21 protein-coding genes are annotated in these 23,991 nt (G+C 67.5%); 17 read left to right on the top strand and 4 right to left on the bottom strand.

What is annotated here, in order from left to right; translation table 11 throughout:
• The gene (locus C1A30_RS08795; RefSeq protein ID WP_101947899.1) at positions 1-1,266 is read left to right on the top strand and encodes a glucarate dehydratase family protein; all 1,266 of its coding nucleotides are present in this window, start codon (positions 1-3) and stop codon (positions 1,264-1,266) included.
• A gap of 139 nt (positions 1,267-1,405) precedes the next feature.
• Positions 1,406-2,332 (top strand): LysR substrate-binding domain-containing protein, encoded by a 927-nt coding sequence (locus C1A30_RS08790; protein ID WP_101947898.1) that lies wholly within the window; start codon positions 1,406-1,408, stop codon positions 2,330-2,332.
• On the opposite strand, the gene C1A30_RS08785 is transcribed toward C1A30_RS08790, so the two are convergent.
• Positions 2,329-3,738 carry an amidase gene (locus tag C1A30_RS08785; protein WP_101947897.1) on the bottom strand — a complete coding sequence of 470 codons (1,410 nt, stop codon included), beginning with the start codon at positions 3,736-3,738 and terminating at the stop codon, positions 2,329-2,331. The genes C1A30_RS08790 and C1A30_RS08785 overlap by 4 nt on opposite strands.
• A gap of 249 nt (positions 3,739-3,987) precedes the next feature.
• On the opposite strand from C1A30_RS08785, the gene C1A30_RS08780 reads away from it, so the two are divergent.
• On the top strand, positions 3,988-4,320 hold the full coding sequence (locus C1A30_RS08780) for a hemophore-related protein (RefSeq protein ID WP_101947896.1): 333 nt from the start codon (positions 3,988-3,990) through the stop codon (positions 4,318-4,320).
• Between the two features lie 12 nt (positions 4,321-4,332).
• Here the strand turns inward: C1A30_RS08780 and C1A30_RS08775 are convergent, their stop codons facing one another.
• On the bottom strand, positions 4,333-5,289 hold the full coding sequence (locus C1A30_RS08775; protein WP_101947895.1) for a 2-hydroxyacid dehydrogenase: 957 nt from the start codon (positions 5,287-5,289) through the stop codon (positions 4,333-4,335).
• 281 nt (positions 5,290-5,570) lie between these two features.
• On the opposite strand from C1A30_RS08775, the gene C1A30_RS08770 reads away from it, so the two are divergent.
• From C1A30_RS08770 to C1A30_RS08730, 9 genes are read left to right on the top strand one after another with little or no spacing between them, the layout of a single operon-like run.
• Positions 5,571-7,121, top strand: coding sequence for an ABC transporter substrate-binding protein (locus C1A30_RS08770; RefSeq protein WP_101947894.1), 1,551 nt, complete (start codon positions 5,571-5,573; stop codon positions 7,119-7,121).
• A 14-nt stretch (positions 7,122-7,135) separates the two neighbouring features.
• The gene (locus tag C1A30_RS08765; protein WP_101947893.1) at positions 7,136-8,062 is read left to right on the top strand and encodes an ABC transporter permease; all 927 of its coding nucleotides are present in this window, start codon (positions 7,136-7,138) and stop codon (positions 8,060-8,062) included.
• 9 nt (positions 8,063-8,071) lie between these two features.
• Complete coding sequence (locus C1A30_RS08760; RefSeq protein WP_101947892.1) at positions 8,072-9,049, top strand: ABC transporter permease; 978 nt, start codon at positions 8,072-8,074, stop codon at positions 9,047-9,049.
• A complete protein-coding gene (locus C1A30_RS08755) occupies positions 9,046-10,059 on the top strand; it encodes an ABC transporter ATP-binding protein (protein ID WP_101947891.1) in 1,014 nt (337 codons plus the stop codon). The genes C1A30_RS08760 and C1A30_RS08755 overlap by 4 nt, the downstream gene beginning before the upstream one ends.
• A complete protein-coding gene (locus C1A30_RS08750) occupies positions 10,052-11,047 on the top strand; it encodes an ABC transporter ATP-binding protein (protein ID WP_101947890.1) in 996 nt (331 codons plus the stop codon). Before C1A30_RS08755 ends, C1A30_RS08750 begins: the two co-directional genes overlap by 8 nt.
• Entirely contained in the window at positions 11,044-11,766 is a 723-nt protein-coding gene (locus C1A30_RS08745) for a sulfite exporter TauE/SafE family protein (RefSeq protein WP_101947889.1), read from the top strand. The genes C1A30_RS08750 and C1A30_RS08745 overlap by 4 nt, the downstream gene beginning before the upstream one ends.
• Positions 11,767-11,775: 9 nt before the next feature.
• On the top strand, positions 11,776-12,579 hold the full coding sequence (locus C1A30_RS08740; RefSeq protein WP_101947888.1) for an IclR family transcriptional regulator: 804 nt from the start codon (positions 11,776-11,778) through the stop codon (positions 12,577-12,579).
• Positions 12,580-12,589: 10 nt separating this feature from the next.
• Positions 12,590-13,951, top strand: coding sequence for an enolase C-terminal domain-like protein (locus C1A30_RS08735; protein ID WP_101947887.1), 1,362 nt, complete (start codon positions 12,590-12,592; stop codon positions 13,949-13,951).
• A complete protein-coding gene (locus C1A30_RS08730; protein WP_101947886.1) occupies positions 13,951-14,928 on the top strand; it encodes a 2-hydroxyacid dehydrogenase in 978 nt (325 codons plus the stop codon). The genes C1A30_RS08735 and C1A30_RS08730 overlap by 1 nt, the downstream gene beginning before the upstream one ends.
• Before the next feature lie 52 nt (positions 14,929-14,980).
• On the opposite strand, the gene C1A30_RS08725 is transcribed toward C1A30_RS08730, so the two are convergent.
• A complete protein-coding gene (locus C1A30_RS08725; protein WP_101950065.1) occupies positions 14,981-16,567 on the bottom strand; it encodes a serine/threonine-protein kinase in 1,587 nt (528 codons plus the stop codon).
• A gap of 234 nt (positions 16,568-16,801) precedes the next feature.
• On the opposite strand from C1A30_RS08725, the gene C1A30_RS08720 reads away from it, so the two are divergent.
• Genes C1A30_RS08720 through C1A30_RS08705 form a run of 4 tightly spaced genes read left to right on the top strand, consistent with a single transcriptional unit; the run spans position 16,802 to position 21,632 of the window.
• A complete protein-coding gene (locus C1A30_RS08720; protein ID WP_101950064.1) occupies positions 16,802-19,051 on the top strand; it encodes an MMPL family transporter in 2,250 nt (749 codons plus the stop codon).
• Positions 19,052-19,054: 3 nt separating this feature from the next.
• Complete coding sequence (locus tag C1A30_RS08715) at positions 19,055-20,116, top strand: type III polyketide synthase (protein WP_101947885.1); 1,062 nt, start codon at positions 19,055-19,057, stop codon at positions 20,114-20,116.
• Between the two features lie 2 nt (positions 20,117-20,118).
• Positions 20,119-20,622 carry an isoprenylcysteine carboxyl methyltransferase family protein gene (locus tag C1A30_RS08710; protein WP_101947884.1) on the top strand — a complete coding sequence of 168 codons (504 nt, stop codon included), beginning with the start codon at positions 20,119-20,121 and terminating at the stop codon, positions 20,620-20,622.
• Positions 20,619-21,632: an NAD(P)/FAD-dependent oxidoreductase gene (locus C1A30_RS08705; protein ID WP_101947883.1), complete on the top strand. Its 1,014-nt coding sequence runs from the start codon at positions 20,619-20,621 to the stop codon at positions 21,630-21,632. The genes C1A30_RS08710 and C1A30_RS08705 overlap by 4 nt, the downstream gene beginning before the upstream one ends.
• On the opposite strand, the gene C1A30_RS08700 is transcribed toward C1A30_RS08705, so the two are convergent.
• Complete coding sequence (locus C1A30_RS08700; RefSeq protein ID WP_101947882.1) at positions 21,613-22,950, bottom strand: cytochrome P450; 1,338 nt, start codon at positions 22,948-22,950, stop codon at positions 21,613-21,615. The genes C1A30_RS08705 and C1A30_RS08700 overlap by 20 nt on opposite strands.
• Positions 22,951-23,140: 190 nt before the next feature.
• On the opposite strand from C1A30_RS08700, the gene C1A30_RS08695 reads away from it, so the two are divergent.
• Positions 23,141-23,989, top strand: coding sequence for a cutinase family protein (locus C1A30_RS08695; RefSeq protein WP_101947881.1), 849 nt, complete (start codon positions 23,141-23,143; stop codon positions 23,987-23,989).
• Positions 23,990-23,991 lie beyond the last annotated feature (2 nt).

The raw sequence follows: 23,991 nt of genomic DNA, 5'->3' as shown, positions 1-23,991 counted from the left end.
ATGGCGCCCAGCCGGATTCGCATCACGGGCGCCCGCATCACGCCGGTCGCGTTCGTCGACCCGCCACTGCTCAACACGGTCGGCGTGCATCAACCGTATGCACTGCGGGCGATCATCCAGCTGGACACGGACGCCGGTCTGGTGGGTCTCGGCGAGACGTACGCCGACCAAGCGCACCTCGCCAGGCTGACGGTTGCGGCGGAGGCCATCACGGGTCTGGATGTGTTCGCTTTGAACGCGATTCGGGCGGCAATCGCCGACCGGCTGCGCGGCGATTCCCGCGCGGTCGGAACGGCGGGCATGATCACGACGGCCAGCGTGGTGGATCAGGTCCTCTCGCCGTTCGAAGTCGCCTGCCTTGACGTGCAGGGGCACGCCGTCGGCAGGCCGGTGTCAGATCTGCTGGGCGGTAAGGTGCGTGACGCGGTGCCGTTCAGCGCGTACCTGTTCTACAAGTGGGCGGCACATCCCGGTCGTGAGGCGGACGCCTACGGCGAGGCGCTCGACCCCGACGGCATCGTGGCACAGGCTCGCCGCATCGTGGACGAATACGGTTTCACCGCAATCAAACTAAAGGGTGGCGTGTTCCCGCCCGAGGATGAGATGGCCGCCATCGAAGCGCTGCGGGCGGTGTTCCCCGAACACCCGCTGCGGCTGGACCCGAACGCGGCGTGGACGCCGCAGACGTCGATGAAGGTCGCGTCGGGGCTGGCGGGCATCCTCGAATACCTCGAAGACCCGACGCCGGGACTGGACGGCATGGCGGAGGTGGCTCAGCAGGCGCCGATGCCGCTGGCGACGAACATGTGCGTGGTGGCGTTCGACCAGCTGGCGCCCGCGGTGGCGAAACAGTCGGTGCGTGTGGTGCTGTCGGACCATCACTACTGGGGTGGGCTGCAGCGGTCGCGTCTGCTGGCGGGCATCTGCGAGAACTTCGGCCTCGGGTTGTCGATGCACTCCAACTCGCATCTGGGCATCAGCCTGGCGGCGATGGTGCACCTGGCCGGTGCGACACCGAACCTCACCTATGCATGCGACACGCACTGGCCGTGGAAGACCGAGGACGTGGTGCGTCCTGGCGCGCTGTCCTTCGTGGACGGGTCGGTGCGGGTGCCGACCGGGCCGGGGCTCGGCGTCGAGATCGACGACGACGCGCTGGCGGCGCTGCACGAGCAGTACGTGGTCTGCGGGATCCGCGACCGCGACGACACCGGATACATGCGGAGCGTCGATCCGCAGTTCGAGGCGGTCAGCCCGCGCTGGTAGCGCCTATCGCCGAACGTGGGTTACCCGCACGCTCCGGGCGCCTGAGGCGTGCGGGTAACCCACGTTCGGCAGTCGACGGAGCCTAGACTGATGCAGGATCGGCACGCGATTGGCGTGCAGTGATGCGAGGAGTGCATCGGTGTTTTCACTCGCCCGGCTGTCCTGTTTCGTCGCCGTCGCTGAAGAGCTGCACTTCGGACGGGCCGCCGAGCGACTTCACATGACGCAGCCGCCGCTGAGCAGGCAGATCCAGCAACTGGAGAACGAGCTCGGCGTGCAGCTGATCGATCGCACGACACGAACCGTCACTTTGACACCGGCGGGGGTGGCGTTCCTGCCCGATGCCCGGCGCATCCTGCAGCTCGCGGAGGGCGCAGCGCAGACGGTGAAGCGGATTCCCGAAGGAGATCTGGGCACCGTCGTGGTCGGGTTCACCGCGGCGTCGGCCCACGTCGTGCTGCCCCGCCTGCTCGGTGCGGCGCGGGAGAAGCTGCCCGACGTGAAACTGGATCTGCGGGAGATGGTGACGGCCGTACAGCTCGAGGGGCTGATGAGTGGCGAGCTGGACCTGGGGATGGCGCGCCCGCCGGTGAAGCGACCGGGTCTGGTGTCGCGGCCGCTGCTGCACGAACAGTTGATCGCGGCGCTGCCGGAGGCGCATCCGATGGCGTCGCTGGGCAGGCAGTTGACGCTCAACGATCTCGACGGGCAGGACGTCATCATGTATTCGCCGGTGCAGGCCCGGTATTTCAACGAGTTGCTCATCAGCACGTTCACGATCGCGGGGGCTACGCCGCGCTACGTGCAGTACGTGACGCAGGTGCACACGATGCTGGTGTTGGTGCGCTCGGGCATCGGCATCGCGTTGGTGCCCGCGTCGGCGGCCACGTTGCATCCCGACGGGGTGGTATTCCGCTCCATCGGCGCGTTCCGGGAGCGACCCGTCGAATTGGACGCGGTGTGGCGGGGGGACAGTTCGAATCCCGCGCTGCTGCGGCTGTTGAGAGATGTTCTGCCGCAGCGGGAATGGACAACGGACGACCTTGTCGAGGATGTGGTCGGCTAGCCTTTGTCGATTCGGGCCCAGGGTCGGGCCTCCTCGAGTTCGAAGGCCAATGCCAGCAGCAGCGCTTCGCGTCCAAGATCGGCAGAGAACATCATGCCGACCGGCATACCGTTCGCGGTTTCAGCCAGCGGCAGCGAGATAGCGGGCTCGCCGGTGATGTTGTGCAGAGGCGCGAACGCGTTCCAGCTGACTGTTTGGTCGATGGTCTGCCGCGCGTCGGCGGTCGGATCGAGGTGGCCAAGGCGCGGCGTCTCGTCGGCGACCGCCGGATTCAGCACCACGTCATAGTCGGCGAAGAACTGTGCGGTGCGCCGCCGGACGGCGCGTAGCCGCATGATCGCCAGTGGAAGTCGGTGCCTGTTGTGACGGGCGTAGCGGTCCAGGCCCAGTGTCAGGTTGGTCAACCGGGTGCGGTCGAAGGTGTCGCCGAATGCGCGCTGGATACCCTTCACCTGCCAGGAGGCCAGCAGGGCCCAATACAGCAGGAAGTCGTCGGTGACGGTGGAAGGTAACGGCAGTTTCTCGACGAAGACCACGCGGTGGCCGAGTTCGTCCAACAGGTCGGCGCATTTGCCCGTCAGCTCGCGCAGTTCGGGGCTGCACTCGCGTTTGTCCGAGCGGGTGACGACGGCGATGCGCAACCGTTGCGTGCCTGACTGCCTCACGTCGCCGATCGGCGGCAGCGCCGGATTACGCCAGATGCGTTCCATTTCCCGATAGAAAGCCGCGGTGTCACGCACGGACCGGGTCAGCACCCCGTTGACGAGAATGTGTAGCGGCAACCACGCCCTGTCATCCAGCGGCAGGCGGCCGCGGGACGGCTTCAAGCCCACCAATCCGTTGCAGGAAGCCGGCAGCCGGACCGAGCCACCGCCGTCGTTGCCGTGCGCGATCGGCACCGCACCGGCCGCGACAAGCGCCGCCGAACCGGATGACGAGCCGCCGGCGGTGTAGTCCGTGTTCCACGGGTTGCGGACCGCTCCCAGCCGGGGATGCTCGGCGGATCCGCCAAGCCCGAGCTCCGACATCTGCGTCTTGCCCAGTGATATCAGTCCGGTGGTCAGGTACTGCCGGGCGCAGTTGCTGTCGGTGGCGGCGGGGCGCGGCTGCCAGGCATCCGAGCCCGACTTCGTCGGCATGCCCGCGGCGCCGACACAATCCTTGACGAAAGTCGGTACACCGGCGAAGAGTTCGCCGTTTCGACCGCGCTTCCCGACTTGGGCGCGGGCCTGGTCGAATGCCTGACACGCCAAGCCGTTGAGCGCCGGATTGACCGATTCGATGCGCGCGATGGCGGCCTCCACCACCTCGGACCCGGTCACCCGGCCGGTTTTGAGAGCCTCGGCCAGAGCGACCGCGTCCAGTTCGCCGAGAGCATCATCGGCGAAAGCGTGTACGTGCGTCATGGTTCGCCCCCCGTTGCGCAAGCCTCGCTGATTGTAAGCCGCTCGAAACGTTGCTGGGGACGTTTACTTTCCCGTTCAGTGACGTCTTCAGACTTTGCTTGAAATGACAACTAATGTCGTGCTTCAGACAGGTCTGACACCGACATCATGAGAGTTGTTCTCTCTCAACGAAAATGGGCGATCGGCGATTCGCCGAGGTGATGCGGTCTTCGCTCGTTACGCACGTCCACGGCGTGCTAGCGTGAATTCATGCTGTCGAGCACGAAAGTGGTTGTAGCCGCTGTCAGTATCGCGCTGCCACTCGGCCTCGGAACCGGGGTCGCCTCGGCGCAACCCGACGTCACCGCGGTGGTGAACACCACATGCACCTACGATCAGGTCATCGCGGCGCTCAACGCCAACTCACCGGGCGATGCCGCACAGTTCACCAGTAGCCCCGTTGCGGTGGGGTGGCTACATTCATTTCTCGGCGCACCTCGCGATCAGCGCCAGCAGATGATTCAGCAAGTGCAGAGCATCCCGGCCGCGGGACCATACACTGGGCTTGTTCTGCAAGTTGCCAATACCTGCAACCGATACTGAGGTTGCTCCTGGTCAACCCGAGGCGGCCGCCGGCATCGGCACCGGCGTGACGAGCGTACCGGTCTGCAAGAAGCTGTCGAGGTTACGCAGCGTCAATTCCTCCATCGCCGCACGGGTTTCCACCGTTCCGCTCGCCACGTGCGGCAGCACCACGACGTTGTCCATCGTGAGCAACGCCTCCGGCACGTTGGGCTCATCGACGAACACGTCGAGTCCCGCGCCAGCCAACCGGCCACCGACCAACGCGTCGACCAAAGCCGTTTCGTCCACCACACTGCCGCGCGCAATGTTGACCAGATACCCGTCGGGTCCCAGCGCGTCGATCACCTCGCGGCTCACCAATCCCGCAGTGCCAGAACCGCCGGCCGCCGCGACGATCAGCACGTCGACGCCTGCCGCCAACTCGACCGGCGATCCGATATAGGTGTAGGCCGAACCCTCGACCGCATGCCGGTTGTGGTACGAGATCACACATCCAAATGCGCTGAGCCGCTTAGCGATTGCACTGCCGATCCGGCCCAGGCCGATGATGCCCACCCTTTTGTTGCTCACCTGATGTGTCAGCGGGTAGTTGCCGTCCACCGGCCACCGACCGGCCCGCACATACCGATCCGATGCCGAGAACTGCCGCATCACGTCGATGGTCAACCCGACCGCGGTGTCGGCCACGCAATCGGTCAGCACGTCCGGCGTATTACTCACCTGAACACCACGCCCCGCCGCCGCATCGACATCCGTCGTGTCGTAACCCACTCCGAAGTTGACGACCGCACCCAAATTCGGCAGCGCCGCCATCAACTCGGCGTCGACACCGGTACGCCCCGACGTTACCACCGCCGAAATCTCGTCGCCGTGCGCGGCCAGAAACTCGGCAGGGTCGTCGGGCAGCACGTACGCCGCGTAGTCGTCCTGCAGCGTCTGCGCCAGGGACGGTTTCAACGGGCCAACCTGTAACACCGAACGGCTCATGGTCACACGGTACGGCGACCTGCGAATACCCGTCCAACCCCGAAATAGCATGGACTTATACCGAACCGGCATGACTTCTGGATTCGCGGCAACCGCACGGTATCGCAGGTCACGAAACCGGTTGTGACCTGGTTCTTTTCGACGAATGTTCGTCGCGTCGGAACGCTGTTCGGGCACTTGGGCCCGGGTTGACGCTGTTCCGAGACCGTCCTTACCGTGTGTCTGCGATCACACGGTTTATCTACATACGTGGACGCCACCACCGCAGCCCGGGAGGTTCCATGAGACGCCAAGCTCTCGCCGTCGCCCTTGCGGGCGTCACTGTGGCCGCCTCCGGCTGCACCGTCGCGAACTCCCGTCACGGCGGGTACGACACCAACACTCTGCGCATCGTTCTCCAGCAGGAGCCGCCGACTCTCGAGCCGTGCGAGAGCTCGCTGACGTCGACCGGCATCGTCGTCCGATCCAACATCACCGAACCCCTCATCGAGCGCGACCCCAACTCCGGTGATCTGCAGCCGCTGCTGTCAACGGGCTGGCGCCAGACCTCGCCCAACCTCTGGACGTTCGACATCCGCAAGGGCGTCACGTTCTCCAACGGCGCGCCGTTCACCGCGCAGGACGCCGCATTCTCCATCGACCGGGCCGTCAACTCCGATCTGCAATGCAATGTCGACGGCTACGTGTTCGGTGACGAGAAGCTGAAGCTCGACGCCGTCAACGACACCACGCTGACGGTCGGCACCGAGACTCCGGATCCCATTCTCCCCCTGCGCATTTCCTTCGTCGAGATCGTGCCGCGCACCACGAGCACCACCGAGAAGGTGCGCGAGCCGATCGGTACCGGCCCCTTCGCCATCGACGATTGGCAGTACGGGCAGAAACTGCGCCTGAAGCGCAACGCGACCTACTGGGGCACCAAGCCTGCCTTCGCCGAAGCCGAATACCAGTGGCGCAGTGAGGGAAGCGTGCGCGCCGCGATGATCACCAACGACGAGACCGACATCGCGACGGGCCTTGGCCCGGAAGACGGCGCAGGCGATCTCGGCGTGCCGTTCCAGAACAACGAGACCACCGCCCTGCGATTGCAGGCCACCGAGGCTCCGCTCAACGACATCCGCGTTCGGCAGGCCATCAACTATGCCGTGAACCGCACCGGCATCGTCAAGGCGTTGTTCCGTGGCCTCGGTCAGCCTGCCTCGCAGCTGATCCCGTCCGGCGTCGTCGGCTACAACGACAAGCTGCCGCTGTGGCCGCACGATCCCGAGAAGGCCAAGCAGCTCATCAGCGAGGCCAAGGCCGCCGGAGTCCCTGTAGACAAGCAGATCCGGCTCATCGGCCGCACCGCGCAGTTCCCCAACATCAGCGAGACGATCGAGGTGCTGCAGAGCGAGTTCACCGAGATCGGCCTGAACGTCAAGATCGAGATGATGGACACCTCCAACCAGTTGGAGTACCAGCTGCGGCCGTTCCCGCCGAACCCCGGTCCATACATCCTGATGATCATGCACGGCAACCAGGCCGGTGACGCCGCGTTCACCATGGACCAGTACATGCTCAGCGACGGGCCCCAAGCCGCGTACGGCACAGCGGAATTCGACAAGAAGATCCGCGCCGCCGAGGCACTGACGGGCCAGGCCCGCCAGGATGCGTTCGCGCAACTGTTCGCCGAGGAACCCAAGGAGATCATGCAGATGGCGTACATCGCCCACATGCGCGGCATCCTCGGTAAATCGCCCCGCGTCGACTACAAACCCAACTCCGCCACCGGTGACGAGATGCGGCTCGCCGAGATGCATCCGGCCGGGCCCGACCGCACCGCCGCCCAGTAAGGAAGGTCAGCCGCATGTTCTCCTTCGTCCGGCGCCGGATGTACACCAGCGCACTGCCGTTGATCATCGTGCTGCTCGGCGTGTTCCTGCTCGCCCGGCTCACCGGTGATCCGACCAACCTGTACCTGCCCGAGTCGGCCACCCCCGAGCAGCGCGCCGAGTTCGCCGCGAAGCACGGCTTCGACCAGCCGCTGCTCACCCAGCTCGGTGACTACTTCAAAGGCGTCCTGCACCTGGACTTCGGCACCTCGCTGCGCACCGGCGAGTCCGCGTCAGCGATGGCGTTGCGGGCCTTTCCCGCCACCCTGCAATTGGCGCTCACCACAATGCTTCTGGCGATCGTGCTCGCGGTCATCATCGGCTGCTGGGCTGCGTATCGGCCGAACTCGCTGGCTGATCGGTTCTCCAGCCTGCTGTCGATGACAGCGGCGAGCATCCCGGACTTCTGGTTCGCGATCACCGGGGTTTGGCTCTTCGCGGTGCTGCTCGGTTGGCTGCCCACCTCCGGCGTCGACAGTGGTCTGTCGTGGATCCTGCCGATCGCCACGCTGATGATTCGCCCACTCGGCGTGCTCACCCAAGTGGTCCGCGGCGCAATGGTTTCCGCCCTGTCCGCCCCGTATGTGCGGTTGGCCCGCAGCAAGGGCGCCAGCGACCTGCGCGTCGTCACCCACCATGCGCTGCGCAACGCGGCCGCCCCGGCACTGACCGTCGCGGGCGACCTGGCCGTCGGCCTGATCAACGGCGCGGTCGTCGTCGAGGCGATCTTCGGCTGGCCAGGCATCGGCAAGCTGATGATCGATGCGATCCTGCAACGCGACTTCGCCGTGCTGCAGGCGGCGGTGCTGCTGACCGCGGTGAGCATCTTCGCCCTCAACATCCTCATCGATGCCTGCTATGCACTGCTCGACGCCCGCGTCCGGGAACCCGCGAGAGTTTAGGAGACAGCCGTGAGTACTCAACTCGATCTGGTCCCGGTCAAGCCGACCACCGCGATCGTCGGCGAGCCCGAAACCCGTAAGCGCTCAAAGTGGTTCCGGCTGCTGGTCAATGACCGCGTCGCGGCTGCCGCGGCTGTGGTGCTGGGCCTGGTGTTCCTGACCGGGATCGTCGGCCCGACGCTCGTCGGCAACCTCGCCACTCACATCGACCTCGACAACTCCAACCAGGCGCCGTTCACACTCGCCCACGGCTGGGCCAACATCCTTGGCACCGACCCGCTCGGTCGCAGCATGCTCGCCCGGCTGATCGTCGCGTGCCAGACCACGCTGTCGGTCGCCGTCCCCGCCGTGCTGATCTCCGCGATCGTCGGATCAGCCATCGGCATGTGGGCCGGCTACTACCGCGGCTGGCGCGAGACCGTCGCGATGCGCGTCGCCGACGTGATCATGAGCTTCCCGTCACTGCTGCTCGCCGTCGTCGTCCTGTACGTGTTCTCCCCCAGCGCCACGAATATCGTTGCGGTGCTGGCGATCACGCGTATCCCGGTCTACCTGCGCACCGCCCGCGCCGAATCGGCCGAGCTGCAGAGCAGGCTGTTCGTCGACGCCGCCCGCACCTTCGGCGCCAGCGCCCGCTCGATCATCTGGCGCCACGTCGTCCCTGTGGTGCTGCCCACGCTGCTGACCGTCGCCACGTTGGACTTCTGCTACGTGATGCTCGCGGAGAGCTCGTTGAGTTTCCTGGGTATCGGTATCCAGCCGCCCGACATCAGTTGGGGCCTGATGGTCGCGCAGGGCCGCACCTACCTGCACACTGCGTGGTGGCTGTCGTTCTTCCCCGGCCTGGCCATCGTCATCACCACCGTATCGGCGACCATCCTCGCGGCCTGGGCCCGCATCGCCACCGATCCAGGACAACGGTGGCGCCTGACCGTCCCGCAGAAACGCCTGTCCCGCTTCACCAAGACAACGAAGGCCCTCTCATGACCGCTGTCGCAGAACGCCGGACCCGCAAGACCCTCGACGCCGACCCGGTGCTCGAGGTCGACGGCCTGACCGTCGACATCCGCACCATCAGCGGCACGGTGCGCGCTGTCAACGATGTCAGCTTCTCGGCGCGCCGCGGGGAAACGCTTGCGCTGCTCGGCGAATCCGGGTGCGGTAAGTCGATGACGGCCACCGCACTGGTCGGTCTGCTGGAACCCGTCGCCGATGTCGTCGACGGAACGGCGCAACTCGGCGGCGTCGACCTGTTCAGCGTCGGCCGCGCCAAACGACGCGAGATGGCGGGCACCGAGCTCGCGATCGTCTTCCAGGACGCGCTCACTGCGCTCAACCCGCTCTACACCGTGGGAACCCAACTCGCCGAACCGTTCCGGATCCACCACGGGCTGTCCGCCAGGGAAGCCAAGGCCAAGGCTGTCGACCTGATGGCCCGCGTCGGCATCCCACAGCCCGAAACACGACTGAACTCGTACCCGCACCAGTTCTCCGGCGGCATGCGTCAGCGCCTGCTGATTGCAATGGCGGTGGCCCTCAACCCGAGTGTGCTGATCGCCGACGAGCCCACCACTGCCCTGGATGTCACCGTGCAGGCCCAGATCATGGCGCTGCTGCGCGACCTTCGCGCCGAGTACCGGATGGCGGTCGTGCTGATCACCCACGACCTCGCGCTGGTCGCCGAGGAAGCCGATCGTGTCGCGGTCATGTACGCGGGCAACATCGTCGAAACCGGGCCGGTGTCAGAGGTTTTCGCCAACCCGCAACACCCGTACACCAAGGGTCTGCTGAACTCCGTACCCGTCGACGCGCGACGGGGCGACGTACTCAAGTCCATCGGCGGCACCCCGCCGGACCTGCACGCGATCCCGCACGGCTGCGTGTACCAGGCCCGCTGCCCGCTCGCCCGCGACATCTGCGCAACCGATCGGCCGGCGCTCGCCGGCGCGGATCGTAAAGCCGCATGCCACTTCCCCGAGGAGGTTGTCAATGTCTGAGCCGCTGCTCGAGGTCCGCGATCTGCGCAAGTCGTTCCGCGTGCCCGGCAAGAAGCGGTTGTGCGCGCTGGACGGCATCACGCTCGACCTCGCGCGCGGTGAGACGCTCGGCCTGGTCGGCGAGTCCGGCTGCGGAAAGTCCACGCTGGCACGGACATTGCTGATGCTGGAGCGTCCGGACTCCGGCAGCGTGCGGTTCGAGGGCATCGATCCGTTCAGCCTGCGTGGCAAGGACCTGCTGGCGTTCCGCCGCAGGGTGCAGATGGTGTTCCAGGATCCGTATGCGTCGCTGAACGCACGCATGACGGCCGGCGACATCATCGCCGAACCCTGGCGTAGTCACAAGGGCCTCTACCAGAACCGGCGTGACCGCGACATGCGGGTGCGCGGGCTGCTCGACCTCGTGGGTCTCGGCGCCAAGGCGGCCGACAAGTATCCGCAGGAGTTCTCCGGCGGTCAGCGTCAGCGCATCGGCATCGCGCGGGCGTTGGCGCTGGATCCAGACGTGATCATCTGCGACGAGCCGGTGTCCGCGCTGGACCTCTCGGTGCAGGCGCAGGTGCTCAACCTGCTCAACGATCTGCAGGGCCAGCTGGGCATCTCCTACATCTTCATCTCCCACGACCTGTCGGTGGTCCGGCACGTCGCCGACCGCGTCGCGGTGATGTACCTCGGGCGGATCATCGAATCCGGGCCCACCGAAGCGGTTTTCGACCGCCCGAACCATCCGTACACCGCCGCGCTGATGTCCGCGGCGCCGAAGCTGGACGGTGCGGACCGCAGCGAGCGGATCCTGCTCAAGGGCGAGGTGCCGTCGCCGCTCGATCCGCCGTCGGGGTGCCGGTTCCGGACCCGCTGCTGGAAGGCCACCGAGGTCTGCGCGACGACCGGGCCACCGAATGCCGTCGACCCGGAGGTCGGCGCGCACACCGCCGAGTGCCACCATCCGCTGCTGCAGGAGGGGACGCTGGCGTCCGCGTCGGCATGAGTGTGCTCGGGTTCTGCACGGTGGCGGGGGCGATCATGTTGGCGTCGGCGCTGCAGGCGTCGATCGGCTTCGGCATCGGCATGTTCGCCGCACCGGTCGTCGCGATCGTCGACCCGGCGCTGATCCCCGGCACCCTGATCATGGTGGCCACGCTCATCACACTGATCGTGGTGGTGCGCGAGCGTGAGCACATCGACCTGCGCGGCACCGGCTGGGCACTGGTGGGCCGGGTACCCGGAACCATCGCGGGCGCACTGCTTTTGGCGGTGCTGCCCGAGCGCGCGCTGACCATCATGCTGGCGGCGGTGGTGCTGTTGGGGGTGGCGTTCACCAGCACGGGCTGGATCCCCGCCGCGCGACGACGCAACGTGGTGCTGGCGGGCGCCACGTCGGGCGTGCTCGGCACCGCGACGGCCATCGGCGGTCCGCCCATGGCGCTGGTGTGGCAACGCAACGAGGGCGCACGGCTGCGCGGGACGATGAGCGGCTTCTTCCTGGTCGGCTCGCTGATGTCGATGGCCGCGCTCGCCGCCACCGGCGCGGTGCACGCGCACACGATGCGTATCTTCGCGTTGCTCGTTCCGGCCGCCGTGGCGGGCTATCTGCTGTCCCGCGGTCTGAACCGGGTTCTCGACCCGAAACGATTGCGCTGGTTGGCAATCGGGGCCTCGACGCTGGGCGCCGTAGTGTTGGTCGGCCGCGAACTGCTGCCGATCTGAGGGGGAACAGTGACCGACGAACCCGATATCGCCGTCCGCAAGGTGAAGTCCGCCGTGCGCACGGTCGAACTGCTCGAGTACCTGGCCGCCAGACCCGACACCCCGGCCAGGCTGCGCGAGATCAGCGACGCACTCGAAATGCCGCGCAGCAGCGCCCACGCTCTGCTGCGGACGCTGGTCGCGCAGGGCTGGGTGCGGTGCGATCCGTCAGGCACGTTGTACGGCATCGGTATTCGCGCGCTGCTGGTCGGCACCAGCTATCTGGACAGCGATCCGTACATGCCGCTGATCACCCCGTTCCTCGACGAACTCCGTCAGGACCTCGACGAGACGTTTCACCTCGGCAGGCTCGACGGCACCGACGTCGTGTACCTGGCCACCCGCGAGTCGAAGCAGTACACGCGCGCGGCGAACCGAGTCGGCAGGCGGTTACCCGCATACACCACCGCGCTGGGCAAGGCACTGCTCGCCGAGCAGTTCGGCACCGAGCGCGACGAGCACATCCCCGCCGCGTTGAAAGCGTTGACCGCCAACACGATCGTCGACCGCGGCGCCCTCGACGACGCCCTCGACGAGGTGCGGGTGCGCGGATACGCCACCGACAACCAGGAGAACACCACCGGACTGAAGTGTTTCGCCGTCGCGCTGCGCTACTGCAGGCCCGCGCAGGACGCCATCAGCGCGTCGGTGCCCGTCGGGCGTCTGACGTCGCACCGCGAGCGGGAGATCGTCGACGCGCTGTGCGCGATGGGAGACAAAGTCTCCCGCGTGGTGCGGCCACTGGCCAACGGCGACAAATGGTTCGCCTCGTGAGGAGATCAACATGAGCACACCCGTCGTCCGCGATATGGCGGTGATCCCGGTCGCAGGCCACGACAGCATGCTGCTGAACCTCAGCGGCGCGCACGGGCCGTTCTTCACCCGAAACCTGGTGATCCTGACCGACTCCGACGGCAACACCGGCGTCGGCGAGGTGCCCGGCGGTGAGCCGATCCGGCGCACCCTGCAGGATGCACGCGCGATCGTCGCAGGCCGCAGCATCGGCGACCACCACCGTGTGCTCAACGACATGCGGCGCGCGTTCGGCGATCGCGATGCGGCGGGCCGCGGTGCGCAGACGTTCGATCTGCGGGTGGCGGTGCACGCGGTGACCGCCGTCGAGTCGGCGCTGCTCGACCTTCTCGGCAAGCACCTCGGCGTCCCGGTGGCGGCGCTGCTCGGCGACGGCCAGCAGCGCGACCGGGTGCAGGCGCTCGGCTACCTGTTCTTCGTGGGCGACCGCACCAAGACCGACCTGGCGTATCGTTCTCCGGCCGACGAGAACGCCGACGCCGACGAGTGGCTGAGGATCCGGCACGAGGAGGCACTGACGCCGGACGCGGTGGTCCGACTCGCCGAGGCCGCGCGTGCCCGCTACGGGTTCCGCGACTTCAAGCTCAAGGGCGGCGTGCTGTCCGCGGCCGACGAGGCCAAGGCGGTGATCGCGCTGGCCGACCGGTTCCCGGATGCGCGAATCACGTTGGACCCCAACGGTGGTTGGCTGCTCGCGGATGCGGTGAAGACGTGCCGAGAGCTGACGGGTGTGCTCGCATACGCCGAGGATCCGGTCGGGCCCGAAGGCGGGTTCTCCGGCCGCGAGGTGATGGCGGAATTCAAGCGGGCGACCGGGCTGCCGACCGCGACGAACATGATCGGCACCGACTGGCGCGAACTCGGCCACGCAATCCGGGCGAATGCCGTCGACATCCCGTTGGCGGATCCCCATTTCTGGACGATGGCCGGATCGGTCCGCGTCGCCCAGCTGTGCGACGCGTGGGGGCTGACGTGGGGGTCGCACTCTAACAACCACTTCGACGTGTCACTGGCGATGTTCACCCACGTCGCGGCCGCGGCGCCAGGAGACATCACCGCGATCGACACCCATTGGATCTGGCAGGACGGGCAGCGGATCACCGCCGACCCGTACCGGATTGTCGACGGATATCTGACTGTGCCCGAAAAGCCGGGCCTCGGCGTCGAACTCGACATGGACGCAGTCGCCGCGGCGCACGAGTTGTATCGGCGCGAAGGGCTCGGCGGCCGCGACGACGCGGTGGCGATGCAGTATCTGATCCCGGGTTGGACGTTCGACAGCAAGCGGCCGGCGCTGCAGCGGTCCGATGTCGCCGGCACTCCGGCTCCGTGATGAAAATCGTTGTCGCTGACCCGAACTTGATGCCGCACCGGGAGCGGTTCGAAGCGGCGCTGCTGCCGGGCTCCCAGGTGGTGTGGCAGCCGAGCCTCGACGAACTGCGGAATGCCGACGTATATGTCGGCAGCACGTTCACCGCCGAAATGGCTGAGGTCGCGGAGAAGCTGCGGCTGGTTCACCCGGCCGCGGCAGGTACCGACAAGGTGGACTTCGCGGCGCTGGGCCCGGATGTTCTGGTGGCCAATACGTTTCACCACGAGAGGTCGATAGCGGAGTATGCGGTCGCGGCGGCCGTGCTGCTGCGGCGGGATTTCCTCGCTCAGGACCGACAGCTGCGCCAGGGTGTGTGGGCGACATCGGTGTACGACCCGTCGATACCTCAACCGGGCACGCTGGGCGGCACGCGTATCGGGTTCGTCGGGTTCGGGCACATCGGACGGTGTGCGTGGAACCTGTTCCGCGCATTCGGTTGTAGCGGGGCGGCGGTGACGGGCTCGGGTCGGGTGCCGGACTGCGGGTTGGCGTGGGCCGGTTCCACCGCCGAGCTGGACCGGCTCATGAGCGAGTGCGACGTCGCGGTGGTGTCGGCGCCGCTGAACGAGAAGACCACGGGCATGATCGGGGCTGCGCAGTTGAACGCGCTGGGCCAAAACGGGGTATTGATCAACGTCGGCCGGGGTCCGCTGGTGGACGAGCAGGCGCTGTACGACGCATTAGCCGGCGGTCAGATCCGGGCGGCGGCCATCGACGTTTGGTATCGCTATCCGGCGAGCCACGGGGTGGGCGCACCGAGTGAATTGCCGTTTGCGGCGCTGCCGAATGTGTTGATGACGCCGCATTCATCGGGCGTCACGCGGGACACGTTCATGGGCCGTGCCGATGACGTCGCGGCGAACATCGGCAGGCTGCAGCGGGGCGAGCCGCTGCAAAACGTGGTCTTCGACGGCCGAACGTTCCGTACCGCTCGATAAATCGCCGATTTTTCGAGCGGTAACGAACGTTCGCGCACCAACTGGGCGGGGTCTAGCCGTTGCCTGACGAGTACTCCAGCGCCGGCTCGTTGGAATCGACATGGCCGTTGCTGCGGATGATCAGGTGGTCGGGCCGCACCTCGTAGCTGGCCCCGTCCTCCGGATTGACGACGTCGAAGCCGCCGCCGTTGGGCACGGCGTTGGCCAGCCGGACATTGGCGCCGTCGCGCAGCCGTTCGCCGTGGTAGTAGTAGCTGCCCGACGGCGTCTGGCAGATCACGGCCAGTGACTGCGCGGTCCTGATCGCCGCGGCAGGTGTGCTGCCCGCGTCGCACCTGGCGGCATGTCCGACGAAGCCCTGCGCGTCGGTGCCCGACACGCCGGGTAGCGGTGTCCCGCTGGTGGTGGGAGTCGTCGACGTCGTCGTCGTGGTGGTGGTGGTCGGGGTCGTCGTCGTCGCGGACGGCGACACCGTCTCGGTCTGCGTGGTGGTCGAAGGCGGCGGCGCCGCCATGGTCGTCGGCGGTGGCGGCGCGGCGGTCTCCCTGTCGCCGTCGAACAGTTGCATCGCCAGCACCACCGCGACGCCGAACAACAGAATGGTCGCCACCACCAACGCCACCTGGCTGGGCCGGAACCGCGACGTGCGGGCCACCGGTTCGGGCGCCGGGAGCACGGGCGGCGGGTACGGCGTGTATCCCGTCCCCGCCGGGTCGGCGTACATCGCCGAGAACTGCATGGTCGACGGCGGCGCGCCGGGCACAGGCGCAGGCGGGGGCACCGGCGCGGGGGGCACCGGGCCGCCGGACAGCGCGGCCGTCGCCGCCTTCGCCATCTCACCCGCCGACGCGAACCGGTCACCGGGCTTCTTGGCCATGCCCTTGGCGATCACGTCGTCGAACGCGCGCGGGATCCCCCTGCGCATGATGCTCGGCCTCGGCGGCGGCGAGAACATGTGCGCGGTCATCAACTGCCGCAGGTCACCGGTCTCGAACGGAGGACGCCCGGTCAACATCTCGTAGAGCAGGCAGGTCAGCGAGTACACGTCCGCCGACGGCCCGACCTGCCCGCCGCTGAACCGCTCCGCGGACATGTACGCGCATGAGCCGATGATCAGCCCCGTCATCGTCATGCTCGCGTCGCCGCCGGCGTGCGCGATCCCGAAATCCACCAGATAGGCGAAGTCGTCGGGCGTGAGCAGCACGTTCTCCGGCTTGATGTCGCGATGGACCAGGCCGTCGGCGTGCGCCGCATCCAGGGCGGCGGCCACCTGGGAGATGATCCGCGTCGCCCGCCCCGGCTCGATCGGCCCATTTGCGCGTAGTTCGTCCTTCAGGCTGCCGCCCTCGACCAGCCGCATGTCGATGTACAGCACACCGTCGATGTCGCCGAAATCGTGCACGGGGATGACGTGCGGCTCCTGCAGCCGCGCGGCGACGCGTGACTCCCGCCGGAAACGCTCCTGATAATTCGGGTCCGCGGCCATCTCGGCGCGCAGCACCTTCACCGCCACCGTGCGCTCCTTCACGGTGTCGTAGGCGCGGTACACCTCGCCCATCCCGCCGACTCCGATCAAGGCGTTGAGCTCGTAGGGCCCGAAACGGGTGCCCAGGCGCGAGCCACCGTGTGCGGAGGTCATGCTCATCCTTTCGGTCCTAACCATTTCGAACCCCGACGCGCAGTGTTACACCGTGTTCCCACATTGGATGCACGCATAACGTTGCCGAAATCGAAGCGCAGCAAAGCAACTGGCTTCGGCGCCACGTGGATACCACACTACGGACACCTGACCGGTGCCGCATGTCCCGTTACATTGAACGCTTGCCGACCGTCTTTCGTGTTAAGGACGAGAAGACTGAGCGGAGGAAACACCCTGCTGCGCCGGATCGCCGTAGTGGCCATCACCGCACCGCGACGCGTGATCACGGGTGCGGTGCTGCTGACCGTCGCGCTCGGCATCTTCGGCGTGCCGGTTGCTAAGAGCCTGTCCGCCAGCGGATTCCAGGATCCGACGTCCGAGTCGACGCGCGCGACGCGCATCCTCACCGACCAATTCCATCAAGGCGACGTGCAATTGCTGATCGTCGTCTCCACACCCGAGGGTATTGACAGCGCACCAGCTCACGCGGCAGGCAACCGCATCGTCGACGAACTCCGAAGTTCGCCACACGTGGCGCAAGTTACGTCGCCGTGGACCGCGCCGCCGTCGGCCGCCGCCGACCTGGTCAGCCGCGACCGCACGTCGGGTTTGATCGTCGCGGGCATCATCGGCGACGAGAACCACCAGCAGCGTTACGCCAAGGAACTGTCGGACCAGGTGGCGGCCGACCACTCCGCCCTTCCCGGCGTCACGGTCCGGACAGGTGGGACCGCGATCGTGAACGTTCAGATCACCGAACAGTCGCAACGTGACCTGCTGGTGATGGAGTCGCTGGCGATACCGCTGAGCTTCCTGGTGCTGGTCTGGGCGTTCGGCGGGTTGGTCGCGGCCGCGCTGCCGGTGGCGGTGGGGGTGATGTCGATCCTCGGCGCGCTCGCCGTGCTGCGCCTGATCGCGTTTGCCACCGACGTGTCGATCTTCGCGCTGAACCTCACCACCGCGATGGGGCTGGCGCTGGCGATCGACTACACGCTGCTGATGATCAGCCGGTTCCGCGACGAACTGGCCGACGGCGCCAGCCGCGACCAGGCCGTGCTGCGCACGATGGTGTCGGCGGGCCGCACCGTCGCGTTCTCCGCGACGACCGTCGCGCTGTCGATGGCCGTCATGGTGCTCTTCCCGATGCATTTCCTGAAGTCGTTCGCCTACGCGGGGGTCGCGACCGTGACGTTCGCGGCGCTGGCGGCGATCGTCGTCACGCCCGCCGCGCTGGTGCTGCTAGGCGATCGGATGCGCGGTCGCGTCAAGACCCGGCCCGTGCCCGTCGAGCAGAGGTTCTGGTACCGGTCGGCGAGTTGCGTTATGCACAAGGCGATTCCGCTCGGCCTGGCGGGAGTGGCGCTGCTGCTGTTCCTCGGCGCACCGTTTTTCAACGTGCGGTGGGGTTTCCCCGACGACCGCGTGCTGCCGGAGTCGGCGTCGTCGCATCAAGTCGGTGACCAGTTGCGCAAGGACTTCGTACACAACTCCGACGCCGCGGTGACCGTCGTCATCGGCGACATGACCGGCGTCGGCCCCACCGAGATGGGCCGGTACGCCGCCGAGTTGTCCCGCGTGCCCGACGTATCCGCCGTATCGGCGCCGACCGGGACGTTCATCGACGGAAAGTGGGTCGGCCCACCGTCGTCGCCCGCCGGACTGAACGCCACCAGCGCCTTCTTGACCGTCGACAGTTCGGCTCCGCTGTTCTCCGACGCATCGGAGACCCAACTCGACCGGTTGCACGCCGTGCCGGGGCCCGCGGGCAAGACCGTCGACATGACCGGCCTGGCGCAGACCAACCGCGACAGCGTCGACGCCATCACGTCACGGCTGCCCCTGGTGCTCGGCCTCATCGCCGTGATCATGTTCGTGCTGCTGTTCCTGCTGACCGGCAGCGTGGTGTTGCCGCTGAAAGCGTTGATCCTCAACGTACTTTCGCTGACCGCGGCGTTCGGCGCGATGGTGTGGATATTCCAGGACGGCCACTTCGGCGCGCTCGGCACCACGCCCACCGGAACGCTGGTGGCCAACATTCCGGTGCTGTTGTTCTGCATCGCGTTCGGCTTGTCGATGGACTACGAGGTGTTCCTGGTCTCCCGGATCCGCGAATTCTGGCTGGCGTCGGGGCGGACCCGCGCAGACAACGACGAGAGCGTGGCGCGCGGCATCGCCCACACCGGCCGGATCATCACCGCCGCGGCACTGATCATGTCGATCTCGTTCGCGGCGTTGATCGCCGCCGAGGTCGCGGTCATGAAGTTGTTCGGCCTCGGCCTGACGCTGGCGATACTGGTCGATGCGACCCTGGTGCGGATGGTGCTGGTGCCGGCGTTCATGCACGTTATGGGGCAATGGAATTGGTGGGCGCCGCGCTGGCTGGTCGCAGTGCACCGGCGGCTCGGATTCAGCGACGGCGAAACACCTGCACAGCAACAGCACAGAGGTGAAATCGAACCCACGGGGTCTGGGCCGCGTGTCTAGGTAGTGAGTGTTATCGCAGCCGTACACGGCGTAGTCCCCCCGAATCGGTACCGCCAGGACGAGATCACCGACACGTTCATCGCCGATCCCGCCTTCGCCGGACATGAGCAGATCATCCGCAGCCTGCACAAGAGCGCGAAGGTCGACGCCAGGCACCTCGTTCTTCCGCTCGAGCGGTACGCGACGCTGCGCGACTTCGGCGAGACCAACGACCTGTTCATCGAACAAGCCGTCGAGTTGGGTTGCGCGGCGCTGTCCGGCGCGCTGGAAGACGCCGGGCTGCGACCCACCGATGTCGACCTGATCATGACGACCACCGTCACCGGCATCGCGGTGCCGTCGTTGGACGCCCGCATCGCCGAGCGCCTCGGCCTGCGACCCGACGTGCGTCGGGTGCCGATCTTCGGCCTCGGCTGCGTGGCCGGTGCGGCGGGTGTCGCGCGTCTGCACGACTATCTGCGCGGCGCGCCGGACGAAGTCGCCGTGCTGGTGTCGGTCGAATTGTGTTCGTTGATGTACGCGGCGGCCGAACCGACGATGGCCACACTGGTCGGTAGCGCGTTGTTCGCCGACGGTGCGGCCGCAGTGGTCGCCGTCGGGGACCGGCGCGGCCTGCACGACGGTGCCGCAGGACCCGATGTAATCGCCACGCGCAGCCGGATGTATCCCGACTCGCTGGGGATAATGGGTTGGCACGTCGACGCTTCCGGCTTCCAGCTGGTGTTGTCGCCCGATCTGCCCGATCTGATCGAACGCTATTTCGCCGACGATGTCACCGGCTTCTTGGCAGAGCACGACCTCACCGTCGACGACATCGGCTCGTGGGTGTCACATCCCGGTGGCCCAAAGGTTCTCGAGTCGATCACCACCGCGCTGGACCTCGACGACGACGCGCTCGAACTGTCGTGGCGGTCGCTCAGCGAGATCGGCAATCTGTCGTCGGCGTCGGTGCTGCATATCCTGCGCGACGCGCGTGCGAAGCCACCGGCGCCGGGCACACCGGGCCTGTTGATGGCGATGGGGCCGGGGTTCTGCGCTGAACTCGTGTTGCTGCGCTGGCACTGAGCATGCTGTGGTACTCGTTGCTGATCGCCGCGGTGGCGGCCGAAAGGCTCGTCGAACTGGTTGTCGCCCAACGTAATCTGGCGTGGAGTCGGGCGCGCGGCGGTGTCGAGTTCGGCGCACGGCACTATCCGGTGATGGTGGCACTGCACACCGCACTGCTGGTGGGGTGTCTGGTGGAGGCGGCGCACCGCCCGTTCCTGCCTGCCCTGGGCTGGCCGATGCTGGCGGTGGTGCTCGCCGCGCAGGGGTTGCGGTGGTGGTGCATCAGGACGTTGGGGCACCAGTGGAACACCCGGGTCGTCGTCATTCCCGACGCGTCGCGGGTGACCGGCGGCCCGTACCGGTTCTTCTCACACCCGAACTACGTCGCGGTGGTCGCCGAAGGGATCGCGTTGCCGTTGGTGCACACGGCCTGGGTGACGGCGGTGGTGTTCACCGTGCTCAACGCGTTGGTGTTGCGCACCCGCATCGGCGTCGAGAACGCCGCATTGGAGAGTCTGCGGTGATCGACCTGCTGGTCGCGGGTGGCGGCCCGGCAGGGCTGGCCACCGCGATCCTCGGCGCCCGAGCGGGACTGGAGGTCGTCGTGGTCGAGCGCCGCGTCGGACCCGTCGACAAGGCGTGCGGTGAGGGGTTGATGCCGCACGCCGTCGCGCTGCTGAACGGCCTCGGCGTCGATCCGCCCGGCACGCCGTTTCACGGCATCACCTACATCGACGGCGGGCACCGCGTCACGGGTCGGTTCCGTGGGGGCGCCGGGCGCGGTGTGCGTCGCACCGCGTTGCACGCTGCGCTGTTGGAGGCGGCGACGACGGAAGGGGTGCGGATCGTGCACGGCGAGATCGGGCCGGTGAGCCAAAGCGCTACCTCGGTGCGCTGCAGCGGCTTTGAGTCGCGGTATCTTGCCGCCGCCGACGGTTTGCACTCGCCGATCCGCAGCGCGTTGGGATTGGCAAAGCCGTCGCGCGGACGGCGGCGATGGGGTATCCGTCGTCATCATGTGATGGCGCCGTGGAGCGACTGTGTCGAGGTGTACTGGTCGCAGGATGCGGAGGCGTACGTGACCCCGGTGGCCGCCGACTGCGTCGGGGTCGCGGTGCTCACGTCGCGCAAAGGGAGTTTCGACGCGCATCTGTCGGCGTTTCCCGATCTGCAGCAGCGGGTTCAGGGGCGGGCGCACGGGCCTGACCGCGCGGCGGGCCCGCTGCGGCAGCGGGTGCGGAGCAGGACGGCGGGCCGGGTGATGTTGGTGGGTGACGCCGCGGGATATGTCGACGCGTTGACCGGCGAGGGTCTCGGGATCGCGTTCGGCGCCGCGCAGCTACTGGTGGAATGCGTTGTGGCGCAACAGCCGCAGCAGTACGACCGGCGTTGGCGCCGGATGTCGCGGCGCTACCGGTTGTTGACGGCGGCAGCGCTGGAGGCCAGCGGGTCGCCGATACGGTCGCGGATTGTGCCTGCGGCAGAACGCTTTCCGCGGGTGTTCGCGGGTGTGGTCAACCTGTTGGCGCAGTAACGGCATGTGCGGGCCGCAGCGCCCGCACGCGGATGCGTGCGCCGTTGCGCGGGATCATGATCACGTGCTTGACCTGCTGCGTCTCGCCGGCCGCCGTCGTCGTCGCCAGCTGGACCCGGCGCAGCACCTCGCGCAGCACGACGCGCATCTCGACCATCGCGAACGTCGCACCCAGGCAGCGACGGTTGCCGCCACCGAACGGGAACCACGTCGTCGGGCTCAGCGTCGCACCGACCATCCGGTCGGGATCGAAGCGGTCCGCGTCCGGGTAAACCTCGGAGTCGCTGTGCACCAATCCGATTCCGGGAACCACCATCACGCCCGCGGGCAACCGATAGCCCGCCAGTTCCACCGGTTCTTTGAGCACCCTGCCCACGTCGTAGACGACCGGACGGATCCGCAGCGTCTCCTTGGCCACCGCGTCGAGGTACTCGTCGTCGCCGGAATCGGCGGCACGGGCCGCCTTTTCGAGGATGTCCGGGTGGCGGGTAAGCCGTTCCAGCGCCCACGACAGTGCGGTCGCGGTCGTGTCGTGGCCCGCGACGAGCAGCGTCATCAGCTGGTCGCGCAGTTCGCGGTCGCTGAGTGTGCGGCCGTCTTCGTCGGTGGCGCGCACCAGCATCGCCAACACGTCGGTGCGCTCCTCGAGATGCGAGTCGGCGCGGCGGTCGGCGATCTCGGCGTAGAGCAACCGGTCGGCCTCTTGGATGCGGTCCCACAGTGTGCGCCACGGTCGTCGGGTTTGCAGTTGCGGGCGCGCGATCGCCAGCGACGCCCACTGCCCGATGTTGAGCAGCTTGGGCATCACCGCCCGCAGCGCAGCCAGACGGGCCGCGTCGCTGGCGCCGATCACGGTCCGCAGGATCACCTCGAGTGTGATTTCCGACATCTTCGGCGCCACCGCGAACGGTTGGCCCACCGGCCATTCCGCGATGTTGGCCGCGGCGATCTGCGCCATCTGCGCGGCCTGCCTGGCCACCGCATCCCGGTGAAACGGCGGCAGCATCAGGCGCCGCCGGTCGCGGTGCACATCGCCGTCGATCACCAACACCGAGGTGTCGCCGAGCAGTCCGCTGAGCATCGCGTTGGCCTCACCGGCGTGGAAGACGCTCGGGTCGCCGGCGAACACCTTCTTGATCTCGGCCGGATCTGCCACGTACACCATCGGCGGCACGGTCAGCGCGCGAATGGTGAACACCTTGCCGTAGCGGCGGCCGCATGCCTTGACGAAGCGCGGCCAGTACCGCAGGAACACGACTGTTTGGAGCCACTTGGGTAGCCGGGGCCCCGGCGGCAACGCTGCCGCTATTTGACTCATGCCTAACAGGCTACGCCGGAGGCTGGCCGATGTGAACCCGTCGCGCGAGATTGCACACAGGGTCGTGATCAAACGTGGGCCACGACCATGTGTGCATTTTCGACGCTCACGCACCAGTCATTAACGCGGCGTTCATCTTTCGTTTGATTCTCGACAGGCCGTCGTCGCCGCGGTGTGTCAGCATTGCGCGGTGCGGGTGCGCTCTTTCGCAATTCTCGTCGCCGTCGCGGCGGCATCGTTGACGCCGTTGCACGCGTCCGCGCAGCCCTGCCCCGATGTCGAGGTCGTCTTCGCCCGCGGCACCACCGAGGACCCGGGCGTCGGCCCGACCGGGCAGGCATTCGTGGACGCGCTGCGGCCCCGGCTGGGCGCCAGGACGATGACCGTCTATCCGGTCGACTACCCGGCAACCATCGACTTCCCCACCGCGATCGACGGCGTCAGGGACGCCAGCGCACACGTCGAGGCGACGGCGGCGAACTGCCCCAACACCAAGATCGTGCTGGGCGGGTTCTCCCAGGGTGCGGCCGTTGCGGGTTTCGTCACCGCGAACGTGATACCGGACGGTGCGCCCGACGGCGTGCCGAACCCGATGCCGCCCGACGTCGCCAACCACGTGGCCGCGGTCGCGCTGTTCGGAAAGCCGAACGCCCGCTTCATGCGAGCGATCCACGAACCGCAGATCGACGTCGGCCCGGCGTACGCGGCCAAGACCATCGACTTGTGCGTCCCCGACGATTTCGTCTGTTCGAACGGGCAGGACTTCAACGCGCACATGCAGTACGTCGAGAGCGGAATGGTCGATCAGGCAGCGACTTTTACCGCGGATCACGTGTTGGCGGCGCTGGGCCCCCCGCCACAAGCACCTGCGCCGCCACCGCCTCAAGCGCCAGCCGCGCCGGCGCCCGCACCGCCTGCTGCCGCGCCGGCCCCGCCTCCTGCGGCGCCAGCCCCGCCGTCGTACAACCCGCTGCGGCCGCTTCCTCCGGGGACGTTGATGCGCTGCGACACAACCTGCCACATCATCGGACCAACCTGACG

The organism is Mycobacterium sp. 3519A, assembly GCF_900240945.1.
Taxonomy (GTDB): Bacteria; Actinomycetota; Actinomycetes; order Mycobacteriales; family Mycobacteriaceae; genus Mycobacterium.
This window is presented reverse-complemented; position numbering and strand designations above follow the sequence as displayed.

Coding starts and splice junctions, on each gene's coding strand:
- C1A30_RS08795 (WP_101947899.1), top strand. CDS start 1: ATGGCGCCCAGCCGGATTCGCATCACGGGCGCCCGCATCACGCCGGTC.
- C1A30_RS08785 (WP_101947897.1), bottom strand. CDS start 3,738: ATGACGCACGTACACGCTTTCGCCGATGATGCTCTCGGCGAACTGGAC.
- C1A30_RS08780 (WP_101947896.1), top strand. CDS start 3,988: ATGCTGTCGAGCACGAAAGTGGTTGTAGCCGCTGTCAGTATCGCGCTG.
- C1A30_RS08775 (WP_101947895.1), bottom strand. CDS start 5,289: ATGAGCCGTTCGGTGTTACAGGTTGGCCCGTTGAAACCGTCCCTGGCG.
- C1A30_RS08770 (WP_101947894.1), top strand. CDS start 5,571: ATGAGACGCCAAGCTCTCGCCGTCGCCCTTGCGGGCGTCACTGTGGCC.
- C1A30_RS08765 (WP_101947893.1), top strand. CDS start 7,136: ATGTTCTCCTTCGTCCGGCGCCGGATGTACACCAGCGCACTGCCGTTG.
- C1A30_RS08755 (WP_101947891.1), top strand. CDS start 9,046: ATGACCGCTGTCGCAGAACGCCGGACCCGCAAGACCCTCGACGCCGAC.
- C1A30_RS08750 (WP_101947890.1), top strand. CDS start 10,052: ATGTCTGAGCCGCTGCTCGAGGTCCGCGATCTGCGCAAGTCGTTCCGC.
- C1A30_RS08745 (WP_101947889.1), top strand. CDS start 11,044: ATGAGTGTGCTCGGGTTCTGCACGGTGGCGGGGGCGATCATGTTGGCG.
- C1A30_RS08735 (WP_101947887.1), top strand. CDS start 12,590: ATGAGCACACCCGTCGTCCGCGATATGGCGGTGATCCCGGTCGCAGGC.
- C1A30_RS08730 (WP_101947886.1), top strand. CDS start 13,951: ATGAAAATCGTTGTCGCTGACCCGAACTTGATGCCGCACCGGGAGCGG.
- C1A30_RS08725 (WP_101950065.1), bottom strand. CDS start 16,567: ATGACCTCCGCACACGGTGGCTCGCGCCTGGGCACCCGTTTCGGGCCC.
- C1A30_RS08710 (WP_101947884.1), top strand. CDS start 20,119: ATGCTGTGGTACTCGTTGCTGATCGCCGCGGTGGCGGCCGAAAGGCTC.
- C1A30_RS08700 (WP_101947882.1), bottom strand. CDS start 22,950: ATGAGTCAAATAGCGGCAGCGTTGCCGCCGGGGCCCCGGCTACCCAAG.